This window comes from Mesorhizobium sp. B2-4-1, assembly GCF_006442185.1.
GTDB lineage: Bacteria > Pseudomonadota > Alphaproteobacteria > Rhizobiales > Rhizobiaceae > Mesorhizobium.
In genome coordinates this window covers 50,051-71,499 of the sequence record NZ_VFVN01000001.1, presented here as the reverse complement: position 1 = coordinate 71,499, position 21,449 = coordinate 50,051, and the positions used below count along the sequence as shown (strand labels likewise).

Below are 21,449 nucleotides of genomic sequence, written 5' to 3'. Positions count from 1 at the left end.
GCGTTGGCAAATTAACGTCAGCGCGCCTGAGCTCCCTAAAACAGCGCCTTCAGCTCCGGTAGTTTGTCATTGACCAGCCAGCCGTAATAATTCTCCTCCGGCAGCTTCAGCGGCTCGCCGGCGGCGCTGCGCTTGTCGTTCTCCGCCTTCAGCGCATAGGCGCGTTGCTCGGGATTGCCGACATTGTAGAGCGTGGCGGTCAGGCCCGGATTGCTCGAAATGTCGAAGCCGGCGATGCTCTTATAGGCGTCGATCGATTTCCGGATCGTCGCGGCAACGTAGGGCAGCGTCAGGTCGGGATCCATGATGGTCTTGTAGACCGCATTGGGATCGCCGACGTCGAGCTTCGGCAGGCCGGAAACCTTGTGCACGAGATCGCTCATCTGGAGCGCGGTCAGCGGATTGAGCTGGCCGAGACCAAAGGTCTGGCCGGCATAGTAGGGCTGGAAGAAAGTGGCGCCGAAACGATCGTTGGGGAAATCCTCGCCGCCCACCGTCTTTCCGCGAAACGAACGGTTCCACACCTGCTCGCGGCATTCCCATAAATCGTAACTGTCGGACATTCCGGCGCATTTCCTGAATTCCGGCCGCTGCACGAAATCCGTGATGCCCTCGCCGTCATAGGCGAAGGACAGTTTGCTGGAGAGATAGGAGATCGCCTTGACGTAGTAGGTCTGCAGCCGGTCGTAGGCGTCGACATTGTAGGTGTGCTCGCCGACGATGGCGCCGACAATGTGCATTGGATCGATGCCGTAGACGCTTGCCGCCTTCTTGATCTTGCCGCGCAGGTCGGCGTCGTTCTGCAGCAGCGCATAGACCTTGCGGTATTTTGCCTGGAACGTGGTGTTGGTGGCCTGCGTGCGCCGGCTCGAGGCTCCCGGAATGCTGGGCTGCTCGGCATTGCGGTTTCCCGGCGGCACCAGGGTTGCCGCGTCGGCGCCGAACAGCGTTGCCGCCAGCGTCAAGCCGAGAATGACTGGGATGAGTTTTTTCATGCGCCCCGCCGCCTAGAGAATTGCCGCGCAAACTAGGTAAAGCTCCTGGTCGAGTCGAGAGCGGCCCTGCGCTCGGCAGAACGAAAGGTGGCCGAATGATACCATCCGGCCACACATGATCCATTCGCCCGACAGGCGCCGGAACGATCCGGCGCGCGCCTGCTCAAAGAATGAAGCGCGACAGATCGGTGTTCCTCGACAAGTCGCCGACATGTTTCTCCACATAGGCGGCGTCGATGGTCACCGCAGTGCCGTTGCGGTCCGGCGCGTCGTAGGAGATCTCGTCCAGCACGCGCTCCATCACCGTCTGCAAACGCCTCGCGCCGATGTTCTCGACGCTGGCGTTGAGGTCGACGGCGATGCCGGCCAGCGAATCGATGGCGTCGTCGGTGAAGTTCAGGTCGACGCCTTCGGTCTTCATCAGCGCGATATACTGCTTGATGAGGCTCGCTTCCGTCTCGGTCAGGATGCGGACGAAGTCCTCTTTCTCCAGCGCGCGCAATTCGACGCGGATCGGCAGGCGGCCCTGCAGCTCTGGCAAAAGGTCGGACGGCTTCGAGACGTGGAACGCACCCGATGCGATGAACAGGATGTGATCCGTCTTCAACGGCCCATATTTGGTCGCCACCGTGGTGCCTTCGACCAGCGGCAGCAAGTCGCGCTGCACGCCTTCGCGCGAAGGGCCGCCGGAGATGTCCGACCGGGCCGCAATCTTGTCGATCTCGTCGAGGAAGACGATGCCGTCATTTTCCGCGGCGTCCAGCGCCCGGCGAACCACCTCGTCCTGGTCGAGCAGCTTGTCGGACTCGTCGTTGACCAGCAGGTCGTAGGATTCCTTCACCGTCGTCTTGCGCAATTTGGTCTTCTTGCCGCCCATTGCCTTGGACAGCATGTCGTTGATATTGAGCACGCCGATATTGGCGCCCGGCATGCCGGGAATCTCGAAGCCGGGCATGCCGCCATTGCCGGTGTCGGCCACTTCGATCTCGATCTCCTTGTCGTCGAGTTCGCCCTCGCGCAGCTTCTTGCGGAAAGAATCGCGTGTGGCAGGGCTGGCGGTCTTGCCGACCAGCGCTTCCAGCACGCGTTCCTCGGCGTTGACATGGGCGCGCGCCTTGACGTCCTCACGCATCTTCTCGCGCACCAGGCCGATGGCGACCTCGACGAGGTCGCGCACGATCTGCTCGACATCGCGGCCGACATAGCCGACCTCGGTGAATTTGGTCGCCTCGACCTTGACGAAGGGCGCACCGGCCAGCCGCGCCAGGCGGCGCGAGATCTCGGTCTTGCCGACGCCGGTCGGCCCGATCATGAGGATGTTCTTCGGCATCACCTCTTCGCGCATCTGCCCCTCCAGCTGCTGGCGCCGCCAGCGGTTGCGCAAGGCGATGGCCACGGCACGCTTGGCGTCCTTCTGGCCGATGATGAAGCGGTCGAGTTCCGAAACGATTTCGCGGGGAGAAAATGTGCTCATATCACTAAATTCCACTTTGCCACTGCTTGATGGCCTCGAACGGATGCAGCAGCATGATCACGTTGAGTGTCAGATTGTCCCGAATAAGGTAGCCCGTACCCAGTTCGAAAAGGATGGCGAGGCTGACGATCACCCATATAGGTAGCCTTCGCGCCATCACAAATCCCAGCACCATGGCCAGCGTGTCCGACACCGAATTGATGATGCTGTCGCCGTAATAGTCGAGCGAGATGGTGCCGGCGCGGTAGCGCTCTATGATGAACGGGCTGTTCTCGATCAGCTCCCAGCCGCCTTCTATGAAGACGGCGAAAGCCAGCCGCAAGCCGACCGGCGAACGCGGAAACAGGAACCTGGCCAGCGCATAGAACAGGAAGCCGTGGATGATGTGCGAGAACGTGTACCAGTCCGATATATGCTGGGAATTCTCGGAACTGTTCACCACGCCGTGCCAGAGCTTGACATAGCCGCAGGTGCAGATCGGCGGATGCCCCATGCCATAGAGGGCTCCAGCCTGGAAGATGACCAGGGCGAGCACGAGCAGAAGCCCCATCCGCCAGCTGTCTTCATACGCCGAGAGCGTTCTGTCCTCGCCAACTGCGTTCATCCGTCAGTTCCCCGCTTCCGTGTCGCCCGCTTGCGTCTCGTGCGCATCGATTGCCATCAGCACGACATCACCATATCTGGATTGCCGGCGATCAATTGCGCGGAATCCCGCCTTTTCATAGGCGCGGATGGCGCGGCCATTGGATGGGTCGGGATCGATGATGACGCGCGGCACGCCTTCCTCGAACAACTGCTCGACGAACTGGCGCACCATCGCCGAGCCATGGCCGATGCCGACCAGTTCCGGCCGGCCGATCGACAGGTCGATGCCGAGCGTCCCGAACGGCTGGTCGGCATAAGGGTGGTCTTCTTCCAGGTGTGGATCGTAGCTTTGCAGGTAAGCGATCGGCGTGCCGTCGAGTTCCACGATCAGCGGCTCGACGGAAATCGAATCGATATGATCGCGAATCTCGGCGATTTCCGTCTCTGGATCGTCCCACCACTGAGCGACATGCGGTTCGGCGAGCCAGCCGGCGATCATCGGCAGGTCCTTCTGGGTCACCGGTCGAAAATCGTAGCTATGTTCGTGTCTTTCCATGATCTTCTCCGAAGCCGCCTCCATTTTTCGCTTGCGCGGTCTTTCGGATCGGGATCATGGACGCCGGCCTGTTTCAGGCGGCATTGAGTGTTTCGACGACGAAATTGTTGTTGGTGTAGACGCAGATGTCGGAGGCGATCTGCATCGCCTTGCGCGCGATCTCCTCGGCATCCTTGTCGCTGTCCATCAAGGCGCGGGCCGCAGCCAGCGCATAGTTGCCGCCTGAACCGATGGCCATGACGCCATGCTCGGGCTCGAGCACGTCGCCGGTGCCGGTCAGCGCCAGCGAGACCGACTTGTCGGCCACCAGCATCATCGCTTCCAGCCGGCGCAGATAGCGGTCGGTGCGCCAGTCCTTGGCGAGTTCGACACAGGCGCGCGTCAACTGGTCGGGATATTGTTCGAGCTTGGCTTCGAGCCGCTCCAGAAGCGTGAAGGCGTCCGCCGTGGCACCGGCGAAACCGGCGATCACGTTGCCATCCTTGCCGATGCGGCGCACCTTTCTCGCGTTGCCCTTCATGATGGTCTGGCCAAGGCTGACCTGGCCATCGCCGGCGATCACCACCTTGTTGCCCTTGCGCACCGTCACGATGGTCGTGGCGTGCATGGTCAGTTCATTGGACATTTGCTGCTCCGATTCGCGCCATCCCTCAAAAGGCGATTGGCGCGGTACGAGTGACTTTGATCAGCCCATATGTATGCATGGGGGCGGTGATTGCAAACGCTCGATACCGGCCTGGATCGCAACTGGCAATCGCCGGATCATGCTGCTAGAAGGCTTTCGTTTTCAAGCAGGCGAACGCCTGAAGCGCTTAAACTCACGGACAAGGACAAGGCCATGTCGCCCCGTTCCGCCGAAATCAGCCGCAAGACCAGGGAAACCGACATTGCCGTGTCGGTCCATGTCGACGGCTCCGGCAAATCGGACATCGTGACCGGCGTCGGCTTCTTCGATCATATGCTCGACCAGCTTTCGCGCCATTCGCTGATTGACATGACCGTTCGGGCCAAGGGCGACCTGCACATAGACGACCACCACACGGTCGAGGACACCGGCATCGCGCTCGGCCAGGCGCTGGCCAAGGCGCTGGGCGAGCGGCGCGGCATCATGCGCTATGCCTCGATCGATCTTGCCATGGACGAGACGCTGACGCGCGCGGCGATCGATGTCTCCGGCCGTCCCTTCCTGGTGTGGAACGTTTCGTTTTCCTCGCCCAAGATCGGCACCTTCGACACCGAGCTGGTGCGCGAATTCTTCCAGGCGCTGGCACAGAACGCCGGCATCACGCTGCATGTCACCAATCACTATGGCGCCAACAACCACCACATCGCCGAAACCTGCTTCAAGGCGGTGGCGCGTGCGCTGCGGACAGCACTGGAGCGCGATCCGCGCCAGCCGGACGCGGTTCCCTCCACCAAGGGATCGTTGAAGGGATAGGTCATGGCCAGCTATGTCGTGATGGAACCGCCGGCCCCTGGCGAAAAGGCCGATGCGACGGCGCTTGTCCGCGACGGCTTCACCTGGCTCGGCCTGCTGGTGCCGCCGCTGTGGTTCGCCTGGCATCGGCTGTGGATCGAAGCGGCACTCACCTTCATTGTCATGGCGGTGCTTTCGATGCTTGGCGAAAGGCTCGGTCTCGGGTTGGCCGGTTCGCTGCTGTCCCTGCTTGTCTCGCTCTATGTCGGCTTGGAAGGGCAGGCGCTGCGCATCGCGGCGCTCCGCCGCCGCGGCTGGCGCGAATGCGGGGTGGTCGAAGCCGGTTGGCTCGACGATGCCGATGCGCGCTTTGCCCTGGAGGCCGAGCGGCATGCGGATGAAGCCGAGCCTGCGCCGCGCATGGTGCCGGACGCCGCCCTGGCGCGCCCGGCGCAGCCGGGCATGGCGCTTGGGCTGACCCACATTCCGGGAAGGCGCTGACATGCGCGTTGCGATCATCGATTACGGCTCGGGCAATTTGCGCTCGGCCACCAAAGCCTTCGAGCGCGCGGCGCGCGAGGCGGGCATCGCCGCCGGCATCGACCTGACCGCCGACGCCGAGCGGGTGCGCACGGCCGACCGCATCGTGCTGCCCGGCGTCGGCGCCTATGCCGATTGCGCGGCCGGCCTGCGTGCCGTCCCCGGCATGTGGGAAGCTGTCGAGGAAGTCGCCATCGCCAAGGGGCGTCCTTTCCTCGGCATCTGCGTCGGCATGCAGCTGATGTCGCAGCGCGGCCTCGAAAAGACGATCACCGATGGCTTTGGCTGGATATCAGGTGACGTGAAGGAGATCACGCCGGCCGATCCGGCACTGAAGATCCCGCAGATCGGCTGGAACACGATCGAGCTGATGCGCAAGCATCCGCTGTTCTCCGGCGTTCCAACCGGGCCAACCGGCCTGCACGCCTATTTCGTCCATTCCTATCATCTCGATGCGCGCAAGCCCGACGAGGTGCTGGCGATCGCCGACTATGGCGGCCCGGTAACGGCGACCGTCGCCCGCGACAATCTCGTCGGCACGCAGTTCCACCCAGAGAAGAGCCAGGCGCTGGGCCTCGCCCTGATCACCAATTTCCTGCGCTGGAGGCCTTGAGGAGCCATGAGCAAGAAGGGCTATTGGATGGCGATGATCGATGTTCGCGATCCCGATCTGTACAAGCGGTATATCGAGGCGAATGCCGTTGCCTTCGCCAAGTACGGCGCGAAATTCGTCGTGCGGGCGGGACGCCACGAGAGCCCGGAAGGGCCAACCGGCAACCGCCACGTCCTGGTCGAGTTCGAATCCTACGCCAAGGCCGTCGAATGCTATCATTCGCCGGAATATCAGCAGGCCTCTAAATTCCGGCTTGCCGCCTCGACCGGCCATTTTGTCATTGTCGAAGGCGCCTGAGAAAATGATCCTGTTTCCGGCAATCGACCTCAAGGACGGCCAGTGCGTGCGCCTCAGGCACGGCGACATGGCGACCGCGACCATCTACAACGACGACCCGGCCGCCCAGGCAAAGGCATTTGAAGAGCAGGGCTTCGAATGGCTGCATGTCGTCGACCTCAATGGCGCCTTCCAGGGTCAGAGCGTCAACAGCGCCGCGGTCGGCGCCATCCTCAAGGCGACCAAGAACCCGGTGCAGCTCGGCGGCGGCATCCGCACGCTCGAGCAGATCGAGGATTGGCTCGACCGCGGGCTTGCCCGTGTCATTCTCGGCACCGTGGCCGTGCGCGATCCGGACCTGGTCAGGCAGGCTTGCAAGGCCTTTCCGGGCAAGGTCGCCGTCGGCATCGACGCCAAGGGCGGCAAGGTGGCGGTCGAGGGCTGGGCCGAAGCGTCGAGCCTCGGCGTCGTTGAGCTAGCCAGGAAATTCGAAGGCGCCGGCGTCGCCGCCATCATCTACACCGACATCGACCGCGATGGCGTGCTGACCGGCATCAACTGGGATTCCACGATCAGCCTCGCCGATGCCGTGTCGATCCCCGTCATCGCGTCGGGCGGCCTCGCCTCGATCGCCGACATCGTGCGCATGACCATGCCCGACGCGCAAAAGCTCGAAGGGGCGATCTCCGGCCGTGCGCTTTACGACGGCCGTATCGACCCGGCCGAAGCATTGGCGATCCTGAAAGGCGCGCCCCCGGTGGAGATGCGATCTTGAAAGTCTCGATCATCCTGGCCTCCTATGACAGCGGCCATTATCATGGCGGCATGGGGCAGGGGCCGGACGCGCTGATTGCGGGCGGACTGGTCGAAGCCCTGACCATGGCCGGCCACGATGTCGCGGTCGAGGACATCGGCAAGGTCGGCGATGCCCAGGAGCGTGAGATCGCCACCGGTTTCGCTGTCTGCAATGCCGTTTCGGGCGAGGTCCGCATTGCCCGCGACAGGGGACGCTTTCCCATCGTGCTGGCCGGAAACTGCCTGACATCAGCCGGCGCGGTCGCCGGCGAAGGCGCCGACGCGATCATCTGGGCCGACCAGCACGGCGACCTCAACACGCCCGACACATCCATATACGGGTTTCTCGACGGCATGGCGCTGGCCGCCGTGCTTGGCCTGTGCTGGCGCCCGATGGCGGCGGCCATTCCCGGCTTCCAGCCGATCGATCCGTCGCGCTGCGTGCTCGTCAACGCCCGCGATCTCGACCCGGACGAGAAACAGCTTCTGGAGGCATTGCCGGTGATCCGCACGGAATGTCCGGGAGCGGCAGCGGCAACCGAAAAACTCAAGGTCGCCGGCGCTAAACGCGTGCACTTGCATCTCGATCTCGACGTGCACGACCCTGAGGCGCTGCAGGCCAACCGCTATGTAGCGCCGGGCGGGCCGAACCCGGAACAATTGCGCGACGCGACCTGCGCTATGGCGCTTGCGGTGCCGATCGTCGGCATCACCGTTTCCGCCTACGATCCGGCTTTCGATGCGCAGGCCGATGTGCCGCCGCTGGTCGGGCAGCTGCTCAACGATCTCATAGCCACGATAGAAGGCCGCTGATGCTGAAAGCCCGCGTCATCCCCTGTCTCGACGTCAAGGGCGGCCGCGTCGTCAAGGGCGTCAACTTCGTCGATCTCGTCGATGCCGGCGACCCGGTCGAGGCCGCCAAGGCCTATGACGCGGCTGGCGCCGACGAGCTTTGCTTCCTCGACATCACCGCGTCATCGGACAATCGCGAGACCATCTTCGATGTCGTCGCCCGCACGGCCGAGCAATGCTTCATGCCGCTCACCGTCGGCGGCGGGGTGCGCCAGGTTGCCGATATCAGGAAATTGCTCCTGGCCGGCGCCGACAAGGTGTCGATCAACACGGCGGCGGTGAAGAACCCGGATTTCGTCGCCGAGGCCGCCGACAAGTTCGGCAACCAGTGTATCGTCGTCGCCATCGACGCCAAGAAAGTGTCAGGCGCCGGCGAGGCCGATCGCTGGGAGATATTCACCCATGGCGGGCGGGAAAAAACCGGCATGGATGCGATCGAATTCGCCCACAAAATGGTCGATCGCGGTGCCGGCGAGATCCTGTTGACCTCAATGGATCGCGACGGCACCAAGGCCGGTTATGACATCGCGCTGACCCGCGCGGTATCGGACGCGGTGCGCGCGCCGGTGATCGCTTCGGGCGGCGTCGGCACGCTCGACCATATGGTCGAAGGCATTCGCGACGGTCATGCAGGTGCCGTGCTGGCGGCCTCCATCTTCCATTTCGGTACCTATACGATCGCCGAGGCCAAGGCCCATATGGCGCAAGCCGGCCTGCCGATGCGGCTGGACTCCTCGGGCGATCGGCCCTAGAGGCTTGCGGCTAAGAAATAGGGCCAAGGCGCCATGACCGGGTTTTCACTCTCCGATCTGGAGACAATCATCAGCGAACGCGCCCATTCCGGCGATCCGGACTCGTGGACCGCCAAGCTTTACGCGCGCGGCATCGAGAAGGCGGCGCAGAAGCTCGGCGAAGAGGCGGTCGAGACGGTGATTGCCGCCATCAAGGGCGACAAACACGCGCTCGTTTCGGAAAGTGCCGATCTTATATATCATTGGCTCGTCGTTCTCGGCATTTCGGGTGTGCCGCTGGACGACGTGCTTAAGGAGCTCGAAAGCCGCACCGGGCGTTCGGGTATCGCCGAGAAGGCGTCACGGTCCAAGCGCTGACCGCGAGGAGGGCAGGAATCTCGATGGATCAGCTCGCACCGACCGAGAAATATTCCCCCTTTCGTTTCTTCTCGGCCGAGCAATGGTCGCAATTCCGCGCCGACACGCCGCTGACGCTGAGCGAGGATGAATTCCGCCGCCTGCGGTCGCTGAACGATCCAATCGATCTCGAAGAGGTCAAGCGCATCTATCTGTCGCTGTCGCGGCTTCTGTCGGCGCATGTCGAGGCCAGCCAGCTGCTGTTCCGGCAGCGCCAGGCTTTCTTCAACGCCTCGGACGTGGTCAAGACGCCCTTCATCATCGGCATCGCCGGTTCGGTCGCGGTCGGCAAATCGACCACGGCGCGCGTACTGAAGGAGCTGCTCGCGCGCTGGCCGTCCAGCCCCAAGGTCGATCTCATCACCACCGACGGTTTCCTGCTGCCCAACGAGGTACTGCGCCGCGAAAACCTGATGGAGCGCAAGGGCTTTCCCGACAGCTACGACGTCGGCGCGCTGCTGCGCTTCCTCTCGGGCATCAAGTCGGCGCTGCCAGATATCCGCGCGCCGGTCTATTCGCACCTCACCTATGACGTCATCCCCGGCGAGTTCGTCACCATCGACCGGCCCGACATCCTGATCTTCGAGGGCATCAATGTGCTGCAGCCGGGCAAGCTGCCGCAGGACGGCAAGATCGTGCCTTTCCTGTCCGACTTCTTCGACTTCGCCATCTACATCGATGCCGACGAGAAGCTGATCCACGAATGGTACATTTCCCGCTTCATGCGGCTGCGCGAGACCGCTTTCCGCAATCCGGAATCGTTCTTCCATCGCTATTCGCAACTGTCGGAGGATTCGGCACGGGCGATTGCCGAAGGCCTGTGGACCAACATCAACCTGAAGAACCTGCGCGAAAACATCCTGCCGACACGCGCCCGCGCCGACTTGATCCTACGCAAAGGCGCCGACCACCTGGTCGAGGAAGTGGCGCTGCGCAAGCTTTAGCTGGCGCGATTAACGGCACTTTAGGCTATCCGAGCTAGTTTCCGATGCAATCTTAATGGGATCGCAAGCAGCTATGCCTCTGTCCCAGTTTCGATCATGACCTTTAATCTTTTGCGGAGGCTCGTCCTTTTAGAGGCAATCATATGAGCTTGTCGGGCGCAAGAACGTTCGATGCGATGGTCGCATCCCAGTACCGTATCGGCAGTCTGCGGCAATTCTCGCTCGTTGGACTGGTCGTCGTGATCTCCTTTTTCATGCCTTGGACAGCGGGTGACAACACCGATGTGAGTTGGATAATCATTATCTGCGAGAAGATTTTTTCTGGTCAGAAACTCTATGTCGACATTTTAGAAACCAACCCGCCTTTTTCGGTCGCTCTGTATATCGGACCAGTGTGGTTGTCCCATAGGTTGGGAATTTCGCCGGAATTGGCGATCGAATATTTCATCTATCTTATCTTCGTCGTTTCGATTTTGTTGTCGGCCCTTGTGATCGAGAAAGGCAGGATCTTTGTCGATCTCAGAACCCAGTGGGTCTATCCCATGCTCGCGGTTCTGCTTCTGATCATGCCAGGGAATATTTTCGGACAACGCGAGCATATCGGTATGATGCTGTTCATGCCGATGCTGTTCCTGATGATGTGGCGTTCCAACGATAGTCCAGGCCAGCATATACCATTTGCACTTGCATTCACCGTTGGGCTGGCGGCAAGCGTGTTGCTGCTCGTTAAGCCCCACTGGGCACTTGGCATCGCACTGCCTTATCTTGTCATCGCCTCGCGAAGGCGGTCGCTTCTGGCCTGCCTGACTGTTGAGAATATCGTCATAGGCGCGATCTGCACGGGGTATCTCGCCAGCGTGCGAATATGGTTCCCAGAATTTCTTGATACATTCTTGCCTTTGCTGATGCGCTACTATGTCAGTCTGCGGGCCAACATAAATATTCTGTTGGCGCTGCCGACCTTTGCGGTGTTCGTCGTTTTTATAGCCTTCCAGATGCGGAAATCTGCTTGGCGAAGTGATGTGGCAATTGCGGTAACAAGTGGCGCAGGCTTCTTTGTCTCAATGGCATATCTTGGCAAATATTGGCCCAATCACCAGTATCCGTATCAGCTTGCGTTGCTGGTCGCGATGCTGTTGGCTGTTGCATCGCGACGGCAAAAAGTGCTCGCGCTTTCAGGAGAAGAAGCGGCCTCGGAGCGCGCCAATGCGAGACTTCATTCTAGCGCCGCCTTTGCTGTGGTTGTCGCTCTCACGGTAACGCACCACCAGTTTTACCAGATGCCGGAAAAGAGCCTGGTCGATGCAATCAAGGCCCGATACTCCTCGCCGTCCATTGTTCAGGTCAGTTCGGATCTTTCCGTCGGGAATCCGCTGGCGAGGATGGTCAATGGCCGTTGGCTTTCAGCCTACGCTCATGATTGGGTTGGCGCCCATGCGCTTTGGGGTTTGATGAAAGGCAACTATCACGGCGAAGACGAACGAATAGCGCGGCACGACCTCGACAACTATACGCTTTATGTCAACTCCTTGATCCGCGACAACAAGCCGGACATCATCCTTGTCGATCGCTTGGACAAGAAGAAATCCGTGTTGTCGTTGGCGGCGAATTATCCTCCAATATGGACTACCTGGATGCGTCAGAACGCTGACTTCCAGGCCTTGATGAGCAATTACGAAGAGATCGCGCTAGGAGACTACATCGAGGTCTATGCGCGGCGCAGCAGTGCTCACTGACCCCTCGTCACCCGCCGCAGCGTCAGATTGATCCTGCCGCCATTTTTCAGCAGCGCCGAGGTCGAGGGATAGATGCGGTCGACGCCGTGGAAGCAGAGGCGTCCCTCGCCGCCGAGCACGACGACGTCGCCGCTCTTCAGCCTGAACGACCGGGTCGCCCCCTCGCGCGTCGTCTGGCCGACCCTGAACAGGCAGTCGTCGCCCAGCGAGACCGAGACGACGGGTGCTGAGAAATCCTCCTCGTCGCGGTCCTGATGCAGGCCCATCTTCGCATCCGGCGCGTAGAAATTGACCAGGCATGCCTGCGGCGGATGCGGGTAGGCCGAGACCTCTCGCCACAACCGCATCAGCACATCAGGGATCGGCGGCCACGGCGTCCCTGTCACCGGGTGCATCGGCTGGTAGCGATAGCCGCGTTCCTTGTCGGTGACCCAGCCGAGCGGACCGCAATTGGTCATGCGCACGCTCATTTCCTTGCCGGTGCGCGGCATGGCCGGCACGAATAGCGGCGCCTGCTGGACGATGCCTCTCACATCCTCCACCAGCGCCTCCTGCACGTCGCGGGACAGATAGGCCGGCATGTGGCGGACGCCATTGGGCAGAACGAGCATGAGGTCGGTCGCTAGCTCCGTTTCGTCGGTTCGAGCATGCCATCTGAAAATGAAAACGGCGACCCGAAAGCCGCCGTTCCCGAAAAATTCGCGTCTCCCTTGATCAGGTGAGGTCTGGAATGCGAAGGACCTGCCCCGGATAGATCTTGTCGGGATGGGTCAGCATCGGCTTGTTGGCCTCGAAGATGACCGTGTTCTTGGCGCCCTTGCCCTTGCCATAGCTTTTCTCGGCGATCTTCCAGAGATTGTCGCCCTTCTGGACGGTGTAGAAGGTCGGTTCCTTGGCCGCGGCCGCCGCCGAACCGGAGGCTGGCGCGACCTGCAACTCGTCCGCCTGCACCTTGGAGACGCCTAGCGTGTTGCCGACGGCGATGACCGCCTTTTCGAAAACCGACTGGTCCTTGACCACGCCCTTCAGCACCGCCGTGTCGCCCTGGACGACGACCTGCACGCCGTCGGTACCGAGCTTGTGCGAATCGAGTTCTTTCTTGAGCGTGTCGGCGCTGGGTGCCGCTTCCTCGTCACCGCCTATGCCGAGCTTTTTGCCGACGCTCTTGACGAAATCGAACATACCCATTTCCAGGTCTCCTTGCTGTGGCAATGAGTAAACCTTGCATCTGCAAAGCGAAATTGAAAGCGGGTTCACGCGCGCGATTAGTGTGTTGCTTAATCGTTCTCTACCCGGCCGCGCAGTTTCTTGATGGTGCCGCGTCCGGCCTTGCTCTTCAGCCGCCGTTCGACCGCGCCTTTCGACGGTCTCGTCTTCTTGCGCGGCGGCGGTGGCGGCTCGGCCGCCTTGGCGACCAGCGCCGTCAGCCGCGCCCGTGCATCCGCCCGGTTCTGCTCCTGCGTGCGGAAGCGTCCGGCTTCGATGACGATGACGCCGTCCTTGGTGGCGCGCTGGCCGGCAAGCCTGATCGTGCGTTCGCGCACGCGCTCCGACAGGCCGGGTGCGTTGCGTGCATCGAAGCGCAGCTGCACCGCCGTCGCCACCTTGTTGACGTTCTGCCCGCCGGGGCCGGAGGAGCGGATGAAATCCTCGTGCAGATCACCCGGATGGATCACGGCATCGTCGGCAATGATGATTGTGTCGTCGCTCGTCATGCCGCAGTCATGGCGCGGCGCACGAAAAAAGAAAAGGCCCGATCGGGACCGGGCCTTGCGAGGATGGCTGAGCCTGGCGGGCGATTATTCCGCCGCTTCCCGCATGTGCGGCGCCGCGCCGAGGACGGAGGCGTCGACATGGTTTTCGAACTTCTCGAAATTGACGGCGAACATGCCGACCAGCCTTGCCGCTTGCCGGTCATAAGCGGATTTGTCGGCCCAGGTTGATCGCGGGTCGAGGATGGCGGCGTCGACGCCCGGCACCGCCACCGGCACCTCGAAACCGAAATTGGCGTCGGTACGGAAACCGGTCGTCTTCAGAGAGCCGTCGAGTGCCGCGGCAAGCAGCGCGCGCGTCGCCTTGATCGGCATCCGCCTGCCTGTGCCGTAGGCGCCGCCAGTCCAGCCGGTGTTGACCAGCCAGCAATCGGCACCGTGCTGCGCGATCAGCTCGCGCAGCAGATTGCCATATTCCGAGGGATGGCGCGGCATGAACGGCGCGCCGAAACAGGTCGAGAACGTCGCTTCGGGCTCGGTCACGCCCTTCTCCGTTCCGGCCACCTTGGCCGTGTAGCCGGACAGGAAATGATACATCGCCTGCGCCGGGGTCAGTCGTGCGATCGGCGGCATCACGCCGAAAGCGTCGGCGGTCAGCATGATGATGTTCCGGGGATGGCCGGCGCGCCCCGTCTTGCTGGCATTGGGTATGAAGTCGAGCGGATAGGCGCAGCGCGTGTTCTCGGTGAGCCGGCCGTCGTCGAAATCCGGCACGCCATGGGCGTCGAGAACGACGTTCTCCAGCACCGTGCCGAAGCGCTGCGTGGTGGCGAAAATCTCAGGCTCCGCTTCCGCCGACAGCTTGATGGTCTTGGCATAGCAGCCGCCTTCGAAATTGAAGATGCCGTGCGGCCCCCAGCCGTGCTCGTCGTCGCCGATCAGCGTGCGCGACGGATCGGCCGACAGCGTCGTCTTGCCGGTGCCCGACAGGCCGAAGAAAATCGCGGCGTCGCCGCCAGGGCCCTCATTGGCCGAGCAGTGCATCGGCATCACGCCCTTGGCCGGCAGCAGGTAGTTCAGCATTGTGAACACCGATTTCTTCATCTCGCCGGCATAGGAAGTGCCGCCGATCAGGACGATCTTGCGGGTGAGGTCGACGGCGATCACGGTTTCAGTGCGGGTGCCGTGGCGGGCGGGGTCGGCGCGGAAGGAGGGCAGGTCGATGATCGTCATCTCGGGCACGAAATGGTCGAGCTCCGCGGCTTCCGGACGGATCAGCAGGTTACGGATGAACAGCGAATGCCAGGCAAACTCGGTGATGACCCTGGTGGGCAGCTTCAGCTCATGGTCTGCGCCGCCCACCAGGTCCTGCACGTAGAGATCCTTGTCCGCGGCGTGCGCCCGGAACTCTTCGAACAGCGTCTCGAACTGCTCCGGCGAGATCGCCTTGTTGTTGTCCCACCAGATGTCATGCTCGGTGGCGCCGTCGCGGACGACGAACTTGTCCTTGGGCGAACGGCCGGTGTGCTGGCCTGTTTCGGCGACCAGCGCGCCGTGCGCGGTCAGCCGCGCTTCGCCGCGCCTGATCGATTCCTCGTAGAGGGCGGCCGCCCCGAAATTGTAGCGCACCAGGCCAGAGGTTCTGAGACCGATACGATCGATCGCGTAGGCAGGATTGCGTTTGCCGACTTCCGACATGGGTGACCCTTCTCCGATTTGCCGCATCTTTGCCGGCGCCTTTCCGGCACGCCCACTACGCGAGCTTAGATGGTCAGAACCAGAAAAGCCGAATGATATCAAATCATTAATCGATTTAAATATTTTGAAAGTTGTTTAAATCGTTTATATGTGCAAAAAGTTTCGTGGTTGCCCAAAGGATTGGCGGCGCTGGTTCGTCCAATCCATATCGAGGTGCGATCGTGGCCGCCGGCATGCCGCCCGTGACAGCGGCGAAGGCCTATGCCACATTTTGTACCTAATTTGTCCTGCAAAAGCCCCTTCTCTACCAAAGAAGGGACAGCTCATGAGGGAGCCGCTTGAAATGGCAACAATCGCGCTTGTCGATGACGACCGCAACATTCTGACCTCGGTGTCGATCGCCCTCGAATCGGAAGGCTATCGCGTCGAAACCTACACGGATGGTGCGTCCGCGCTGGAAGGCCTGGCGGCGCGCCCGCCGAATCTCGCCATCCTCGACATCAAGATGCCGCGCATGGACGGCATGGAACTCTTGCGCCGGATGCGCCAGAAATCCGACCTGCCGGTCATCTTCCTGACCTCCAAGGACGACGAGATCGACGAGCTGTTCGGCCTCAAGATGGGCGCCGACGACTTCATCCGCAAACCCTTCTCGCAGCGTTTGCTGGTCGAGCGGGTGCGCGCGGTGTTGCGTCGTGCCAGCGCCCGTGAGGCCGCGGCAAAAGCGCCCAGCCAGCAGGCGCGCTCGCTCGAGCGCGGCCAGCTCGTCATGGACCAGGAACGCCACACCTGCACCTGGAAGGGGGAACCGGTGACGCTCACCGTCACCGAATTCCTGATCCTGCATTCGCTGGCACAGCGCCCCGGCGTCGTAAAAAGTCGTGATGCGCTGATGGATTCGGCTTATGATGAGCAGGTCTATGTTGACGACCGTACCATCGACAGCCACATCAAGCGGCTGCGCAAGAAGTTCAAGGCCGTCGACGACGACTTCGAGATGATCGAAACCCTTTACGGAGTCGGATACCGGTTCCGCGAGGCGTGAATAGGCGGGTAGGCAATAGAGAATAGTCGGTAGTCAGTTTTGAATGGTGCGAGCGGCCACCCGTGCATCGCCGCGATCTCAGCCAACCATTTCTCTATTCGCTACCCGCTACTCACTAATACTAAGCAGGGAACTGCTGTTCGATGGCAGTGGAAGCACAGCGGAGCAGATCGGCGGGCGTTGCAAGGCGGCCGGCGCGCATCATGCCCGCGTTCCTGTCGAAGCTCACCGTGCCCATGCGCCGCTTCCTCGGCCATCACATCTTTTCCAGCCTGACGCGGCGTATCCTCTTCCTCAATCTCGCCGGCCTCGCAGTCCTGGTCACCGGCATTCTCTATCTCAACACCTTCCGCGACGGGCTGATCGACGCCCGCGTCGAAAGCCTCATGACCCAGGGCGAGATCATCGCCGGCGCGATCGCTGCCTCGGCGACGGTCGAGACCGATTCGATCAGCATCGATCCGGAAAAGCTGCTTGAGCTGCAGGCCGGCGAAAGCCTGGGACCGGGCTCCGACCAGCTCGACAATCTGGATTTCCCGATCAATCCTGAACGCGTCGCCCCGGTGCTGCGCCGGCTGATCTCGCCGACCCGCACCCGCGCCCGCATCTACGACCGCGACGCCAATTTGCTGCTCGATTCGCGCCATCTCTATTCGCGCGGCCAGATCCTTCGGTACGATCTGCCCCCGGTCGACGAGGAAGAGCCCGACCTTGTCGAACGCATCCAGAAGTTCATCTTCGACTTCTTCCGCAACACCGATCTGCCGGTCTATCACGAGCAGCCGGGCGGCAATGGCGCCGCCTTCCCGGAAGTGGTCAAGGCGCTGACCGGCAGCCCGTCGACCATCGTCCGGATCAGCGAACAGGGCGAGCAGATCGTTTCCGTCGCGGTGCCGATCCAGCGCTTCCGCGCCGTTCTCGGCGTGTTGATGCTGTCGACCGAAGGCGGCGACATCGACAAGATCGTCGCCGCCGAACGCAAGGCGATCCTGCGCGTCTTTGGCATCGCGGCGCTCGTCACCGCCATCCTGTCGATGCTTCTGGCCTCCACCATCGCCAATCCGCTGCGCCGGCTGTCTGCGGCGGCCGTGCGGGTACGGCGCGGCGTCAAGAGCCGCGAGGAAATTCCTGATTTCTCCGACCGTCAGGACGAGATCGGCAATCTGTCGATTGCCGTGCGCGACATGACGAACGCGCTCTATGCGCGCATCGAGGCGATCGAGAGCTTCGCCGCCGATGTTTCCCATGAATTGAAGAACCCGCTGACCTCGCTGCGCAGCGCGGTGGAGACCTTGCCGCTGGCCAAGAACGACAATTCGCGCAGCCGGCTGATGGAGATCATCCAGCACGACGTCAGGCGGCTGGACCGCCTCATCACCGACATTTCGGATGCCTCCCGTCTCGACGCCGAGCTGGCGCGGGATGACGCGGGGACCGTGGACCTGAAGAAATTCATCACCGACCTCGTCGCCGTCTCGCGTGAAACGACGCGCAACAAGAAGGCGGTCGAGATCGAGCTCAGGGTCGCCAAGCTGCCGCAGGGCGTCAAAGGTTATTTCGTCGTCGGCCACGACCTGCGCATCGGCCAGGTCATCACCAACCTGATCGAGAACGCCCGCTCCTTCGTGCCAGAGGAGCGCGGCCACATCATCCTGTCGCTGGCGCGCACCGGCAAGTTCAACATCCTCACCGTCGATGACAATGGTCCCGGCATCCGCGCCGACAACATCGACCGCATCTTCGAACGTTTCTACACCGACCGGCCCGCCGGCGAGGCGTTCGGCCAGAATTCAGGCCTTGGCCTGTCGATATCCAGGCAGATCGTCGAGGCCCATGGCGGCACGCTGACCGCCGAGAACATCCCCGGCACCAAGCCAGGCGAGATCAAGGGCGCCCGCTTCGTGGTTACGCTGCCGGCCGAAGCATGATCCCGAAAAGTGGGAACCGGTTTTCGGATCAGATCATGCCTCATGCAAAAATGATTCCGGATATCGCGGCCTTACGGCCGTCATCCTCGGGCTTGTCCCGTGGATCCGCCGCACAGCGGGACTATGGTGCGAACACTATTGAAAGGCCTGCAGATTCTCGGGATGACGGGGTTGGATCAGGATTTCCGAAATGCATAAGCGGGCACGCTCATGCAGCCTGAAAACATCCACGCAACGGCCATCCTGATCGGCGAGCGCGGCGTTCTCGTCAGCGGCGCATCCGGTTCGGGCAAGACGACACTGGCGCTGGCGCTCATTGACCATTGCCACCCGCGAGGCTTGTTCTCACGGCTCGTCGGCGACGACCAGCTTTTCGTCATGGCACATGCGGGACGGCTGGTGTGCCGCGCGCCCGCCGCGATCGAGGGCCTGGTCGAGGTGCCCGGGCGTGGTCCGCGACCCGTGCCGTTTGAGGCGGGCGCCGTCATCGATCTGCATGTCAGGCTTTTGCCGGCCGGCGAAGTGGCACGCTTTCAGGAGGATGCCGACGACAACATCGCCGGCTGCTTGGTGCCGCGGATTGACGTGGCGGAACGCAATATTGCCGCTGCCTTGCCCGCCGTGATGGCGCATCTGTCGATCGCGCCTTTTCTATGATGCGACCGGGGTTTTTTGCTGCAATGCGTCAAAATGGCATGGGCCGGCGCAATTTTGGGCTTGTCAACGAGCCGCGCGTCGACAAGATAGCGCTCCCGCCGCCTGGAATGGCTGGCGAGCATAAAATGCGCCTGTGAAGCGGCGATGACGGGAGCCACCAAAGAATGATCGGACTCGTGCTTGTAACGCACGGTCAACTGGCCACCGAGTTCCGACATGCCGTGGAACATGTCGTCGGGCCACAAGACAATTTCGAAACCGTGGCGATCGGGGCTGACGACGATATGGAGCAGCGCCGGCGCGACATCGTCGATGCCGTCGCCCGTGTCGACACCGGGACGGGCGTGATCGTGTTGACCGACATGTTCGGCGGCACGCCTTCGAACCTTGCCATTTCCGTGATGGAGTCCGGCCGCACCGAAGTCATCGCCGGCATGAATTTGCCGATGCTGATCAAGCTCTCCTCGATTCGCAAGGGCGACAACATGGCGGCGGCCCTCGACGAGGCGCAGGCGGCGGGGCGCAAATACATCAATGTCGCCAGCCAGCTCCTGAGCAGCAAATGAGCACGATGTCGTCGGAAAAGGACCAGATCGTCCGTGAATTTCCGATCGTCAACCAGCGCGGCCTGCACGCGCGCGCCTCGGCCAAGTTCGTACAGCTCGCCAGCGGCTACAACGCATCGGTCCATGTCGAGAAGGACGGCGTCAAGGTCGGCGGCACCTCGATCATGGGCCTGATGATGCTGGCGGCAAGTCCGGGCTATTCGATTCGCGTCACCGCCAGCGGTCCCGAAGCGCTTGAGGTCATGAATGCGCTGGAGCAGCTGGTCGCGTCCCGCTTCGGCGAGGAATGCTGATCCTTTACCTCCGCATGAAAGACATGCAGGGATAAAGATTTCTTTATATCCCATTGTCGTCTTGACGCCGATCTGCTAGTCAGGCGGGCAATTCGCGCCCTTCGACGCGCCTGCCGGCGCGGGCGCATCCGCAAACAATTCAATAGCGTAACAATTCGCATCGGAGCACTGCCATGACGGGTAGCAAGGACTATGTGGTCGCCGACATCTCGCTTGCCGGCTGGGGCCGCAAGGAAATCGAGATCGCCGAAACCGAAATGCCGGGCCTGATGGCCTGCCGCGAGGAATTCGGCTCCAAGAAGCCGCTCAAGGGCGCGCGCATCACCGGCTCGCTGCACATGACCATCCAGACCGCGGTGTTGATCGAGACGCTGAAGGCGCTCGGTGCCGATATACGCTGGGCTTCCTGCAACATCTTCTCGACCCAGGACCATGCGGCTGCTGCCATCGCCGAGGCCGGCATCCCGGTCTTCGCCGTTAAGGGCGAGACGCTTGAGCAGTACTGGGACTACACCGACAGGATTTTCCAGTGGGCCGACGGCGGCACCTCCAACATGATCCTCGATGATGGCGGCGACGCCACCATGTACATCCTGATCGGCGCGCGCGCCGAGGCCGGCGAGGACGTGCTGTCCAATCCGCACAGCGAGGAGGAGGAATATTTCTATGCCCAGGTCAAGAAGCGCATGAAGGCTTCGCCCGGCTTCTTCACCAAGCAGAAGGAAGCGATCCGGGGCGTCACCGAAGAGACGACCACCGGCGTCAACAGGCTCTACCAGCTGCAGAAGAAGGGCTTCCTGCCTTTCCCGGCCATCAATGTCAACGACTCCGTCACCAAGTCGAAATTCGACAATAAATATGGCTGTAAGGAATCGCTGGTCGACGGCATCCGCCGCGGCACCGACACCATGATGGCCGGCAAGGTCGCCGTCGTCTGCGGCTATGGCGACGTCGGCAAGGGCTCGTCCGCCTCGCTGAAGGGCGCCGGCGCCCGCGTCAAGGTCACCGAGGTCGATCCGATCTGCGCCCTGCAGGCGGCGATGGACGGCTTCGAGGTCGTCACGCTCGAAGATGCCGCACCCACCGCCGACATCGTCATCACCACCACCGGCAACAAGGATGTCGTCACCCTCGACCACATGCGTTCGATGAAGGACATGGTGATCGTCGGCAACATCGGTCACTTCGACAACGAGATCCAGGTGGCATCGCTGCGCAACCTGAAATGGACCAACGTCAAGCCTCAGGTCGACATGATCACCTTCCCCGATGGCAAGCGCATGATCTTGCTGTCGGAAGGCCGCCTGCTCAACCTCGGCAACGCCACCGGCCATCCGAGCTTCGTCATGTCGGCATCCTTCACCAACCAGGTGCTGGCGCAGATCGAGCTGTTCACCAAGGGCGAGCAGTACCAGAACCAGGTCTACGTGCTGCCCAAGCATCTCGACGAGAAGGTCGCGCGCCTGCATCTCGACAAGCTCGGCGCTCGCCTGACCGAACTGTCGGGCGAACAGGCAGCCTATATCGGCGTGACCCCGCAGGGTCCGTTCAAGCCGGAACACTACCGCTATTAACCAAAGCTGAATTTACTACCAGATATTGACGCCGGGCGATTGACT

The 21,449-nt window shown here is 62.0% G+C and carries 25 protein-coding genes; 16 read left to right on the top strand and 9 right to left on the bottom strand.

The features are described 5' to 3' along the window. Positions 1-35: 35 nt before the first annotated feature. The 5 genes from FJ949_RS00360 to hslV all read right to left on the bottom strand — a co-directional run bounded on the left by FJ949_RS00360 (position 36) and on the right by hslV (position 4,235). Positions 36-995: a DUF1402 family protein gene (locus tag FJ949_RS00360; RefSeq protein WP_140491223.1), complete on the bottom strand. Its 960-nt coding sequence runs from the start codon at positions 993-995 to the stop codon at positions 36-38. Positions 996-1,158: 163 nt separating this feature from the next. Beyond that, entirely contained in the window at positions 1,159-2,469 is a 1,311-nt protein-coding gene (gene hslU, locus FJ949_RS00355) for an ATP-dependent protease ATPase subunit HslU (RefSeq protein ID WP_140491221.1), read from the bottom strand. A gap of 4 nt (positions 2,470-2,473) precedes the next feature. Continuing rightward, positions 2,474-3,073, bottom strand: coding sequence for a DUF2585 domain-containing protein (locus tag FJ949_RS00350; protein WP_140491219.1), 600 nt, complete (start codon positions 3,071-3,073; stop codon positions 2,474-2,476). Between the two features lie 3 nt (positions 3,074-3,076). Then, positions 3,077-3,610, bottom strand: a complete 534-nt coding sequence (locus FJ949_RS00345) for a GNAT family N-acetyltransferase (RefSeq protein ID WP_140491217.1) — start codon at positions 3,608-3,610, stop codon at positions 3,077-3,079. A gap of 73 nt (positions 3,611-3,683) precedes the next feature. Next, positions 3,684-4,235 (bottom strand): ATP-dependent protease subunit HslV, encoded by a 552-nt coding sequence (hslV, locus tag FJ949_RS00340; protein WP_140491215.1) that lies wholly within the window; start codon positions 4,233-4,235, stop codon positions 3,684-3,686. A 213-nt stretch (positions 4,236-4,448) separates the two neighbouring features. On the opposite strand from hslV, the gene hisB reads away from it, so the two are divergent. The 10 genes from hisB (at position 4,449) to FJ949_RS00290 (ending at position 11,931) form a co-directional block, all read left to right on the top strand. Further along, positions 4,449-5,048 carry an imidazoleglycerol-phosphate dehydratase HisB gene (gene hisB, locus FJ949_RS00335; RefSeq protein WP_140491213.1) on the top strand — a complete coding sequence of 200 codons (600 nt, stop codon included), beginning with the start codon at positions 4,449-4,451 and terminating at the stop codon, positions 5,046-5,048. 3 nt (positions 5,049-5,051) lie between these two features. Next, a complete protein-coding gene (locus tag FJ949_RS00330; RefSeq protein ID WP_140491211.1) occupies positions 5,052-5,528 on the top strand; it encodes a DUF2628 domain-containing protein in 477 nt (158 codons plus the stop codon). A 1-nt stretch (position 5,529) separates the two neighbouring features. Next, positions 5,530-6,180 carry an imidazole glycerol phosphate synthase subunit HisH gene (gene hisH, locus FJ949_RS00325; protein ID WP_140491209.1) on the top strand — a complete coding sequence of 217 codons (651 nt, stop codon included), beginning with the start codon at positions 5,530-5,532 and terminating at the stop codon, positions 6,178-6,180. A 6-nt stretch (positions 6,181-6,186) separates the two neighbouring features. Then, the gene (locus tag FJ949_RS00320; RefSeq protein WP_140491206.1) at positions 6,187-6,477 is read left to right on the top strand and encodes a DUF1330 domain-containing protein; all 291 of its coding nucleotides are present in this window, start codon (positions 6,187-6,189) and stop codon (positions 6,475-6,477) included. Positions 6,478-6,481: 4 nt separating this feature from the next. Then, entirely contained in the window at positions 6,482-7,231 is a 750-nt protein-coding gene (hisA, locus tag FJ949_RS00315; RefSeq protein WP_140491204.1) for a 1-(5-phosphoribosyl)-5-[(5-phosphoribosylamino)methylideneamino]imidazole-4-carboxamide isomerase, read from the top strand. Next, the gene (locus FJ949_RS00310; RefSeq protein ID WP_140491202.1) at positions 7,228-8,064 is read left to right on the top strand and encodes an arginase family protein; all 837 of its coding nucleotides are present in this window, start codon (positions 7,228-7,230) and stop codon (positions 8,062-8,064) included. Before hisA ends, FJ949_RS00310 begins: the two co-directional genes overlap by 4 nt. Continuing rightward, positions 8,061-8,855 (top strand): imidazole glycerol phosphate synthase subunit HisF, encoded by a 795-nt coding sequence (hisF, locus tag FJ949_RS00305; RefSeq protein ID WP_181172089.1) that lies wholly within the window; start codon positions 8,061-8,063, stop codon positions 8,853-8,855. Before FJ949_RS00310 ends, hisF begins: the two co-directional genes overlap by 4 nt. 33 nt (positions 8,856-8,888) lie before the next feature. After that, entirely contained in the window at positions 8,889-9,212 is a 324-nt protein-coding gene (locus tag FJ949_RS00300; protein ID WP_140491199.1) for a phosphoribosyl-ATP diphosphatase, read from the top strand. 23 nt (positions 9,213-9,235) lie between these two features. After that, entirely contained in the window at positions 9,236-10,195 is a 960-nt protein-coding gene (gene coaA, locus FJ949_RS00295) for a type I pantothenate kinase (RefSeq protein WP_140491197.1), read from the top strand. 143 nt (positions 10,196-10,338) lie between these two features. Further along, the gene (locus tag FJ949_RS00290) at positions 10,339-11,931 is read left to right on the top strand and encodes a hypothetical protein (RefSeq protein WP_140491195.1); all 1,593 of its coding nucleotides are present in this window, start codon (positions 10,339-10,341) and stop codon (positions 11,929-11,931) included. Here the strand turns inward: FJ949_RS00290 and FJ949_RS00285 are convergent. From FJ949_RS00285 to FJ949_RS00270, 4 genes are all read right to left on the bottom strand, one after another. Beyond that, entirely contained in the window at positions 11,925-12,542 is a 618-nt protein-coding gene (locus FJ949_RS00285) for an alpha-ketoglutarate-dependent dioxygenase AlkB (RefSeq protein ID WP_140491193.1), read from the bottom strand. The two genes, FJ949_RS00290 and FJ949_RS00285, sit on opposite strands and share 7 nt — an antisense overlap. Positions 12,543-12,645: 103 nt before the next feature. Continuing rightward, complete coding sequence (gene lysM, locus FJ949_RS00280) at positions 12,646-13,119, bottom strand: peptidoglycan-binding protein LysM (protein WP_140491191.1); 474 nt, start codon at positions 13,117-13,119, stop codon at positions 12,646-12,648. An 89-nt stretch (positions 13,120-13,208) separates the two neighbouring features. Next, entirely contained in the window at positions 13,209-13,646 is a 438-nt protein-coding gene (gene arfB, locus FJ949_RS00275; protein WP_140491189.1) for an alternative ribosome rescue aminoacyl-tRNA hydrolase ArfB, read from the bottom strand. 84 nt (positions 13,647-13,730) lie between these two features. Next, positions 13,731-15,341: a phosphoenolpyruvate carboxykinase gene (locus FJ949_RS00270; protein ID WP_140491187.1), complete on the bottom strand. Its 1,611-nt coding sequence runs from the start codon at positions 15,339-15,341 to the stop codon at positions 13,731-13,733. A 343-nt stretch (positions 15,342-15,684) separates the two neighbouring features. Here FJ949_RS00270 and FJ949_RS00265 point away from each other — a divergent pair, with 343 nt between their 5' ends. From FJ949_RS00265 to ahcY, 6 genes are all read left to right on the top strand, one after another. Next, entirely contained in the window at positions 15,685-16,386 is a 702-nt protein-coding gene (locus tag FJ949_RS00265; protein WP_010912942.1) for a response regulator transcription factor, read from the top strand. Between the two features lie 143 nt (positions 16,387-16,529). Beyond that, on the top strand, positions 16,530-18,314 hold the full coding sequence (locus FJ949_RS00260; protein ID WP_140491185.1) for a sensor histidine kinase: 1,785 nt from the start codon (positions 16,530-16,532) through the stop codon (positions 18,312-18,314). A gap of 210 nt (positions 18,315-18,524) precedes the next feature. After that, complete coding sequence (locus FJ949_RS00255) at positions 18,525-18,971, top strand: HPr kinase/phosphorylase (protein ID WP_140491183.1); 447 nt, start codon at positions 18,525-18,527, stop codon at positions 18,969-18,971. Between the two features lie 164 nt (positions 18,972-19,135). Further along, entirely contained in the window at positions 19,136-19,537 is a 402-nt protein-coding gene (locus FJ949_RS00245) for a PTS sugar transporter subunit IIA (RefSeq protein ID WP_027032585.1), read from the top strand. Next, a complete protein-coding gene (locus tag FJ949_RS00240) occupies positions 19,534-19,830 on the top strand; it encodes an HPr family phosphocarrier protein (protein ID WP_140491179.1) in 297 nt (98 codons plus the stop codon). The genes FJ949_RS00245 and FJ949_RS00240 overlap by 4 nt, the downstream gene beginning before the upstream one ends. Before the next feature lie 173 nt (positions 19,831-20,003). Then, the gene (gene ahcY, locus FJ949_RS00235) at positions 20,004-21,404 is read left to right on the top strand and encodes an adenosylhomocysteinase (protein WP_140491177.1); all 1,401 of its coding nucleotides are present in this window, start codon (positions 20,004-20,006) and stop codon (positions 21,402-21,404) included. Positions 21,405-21,449 lie beyond the last annotated feature (45 nt).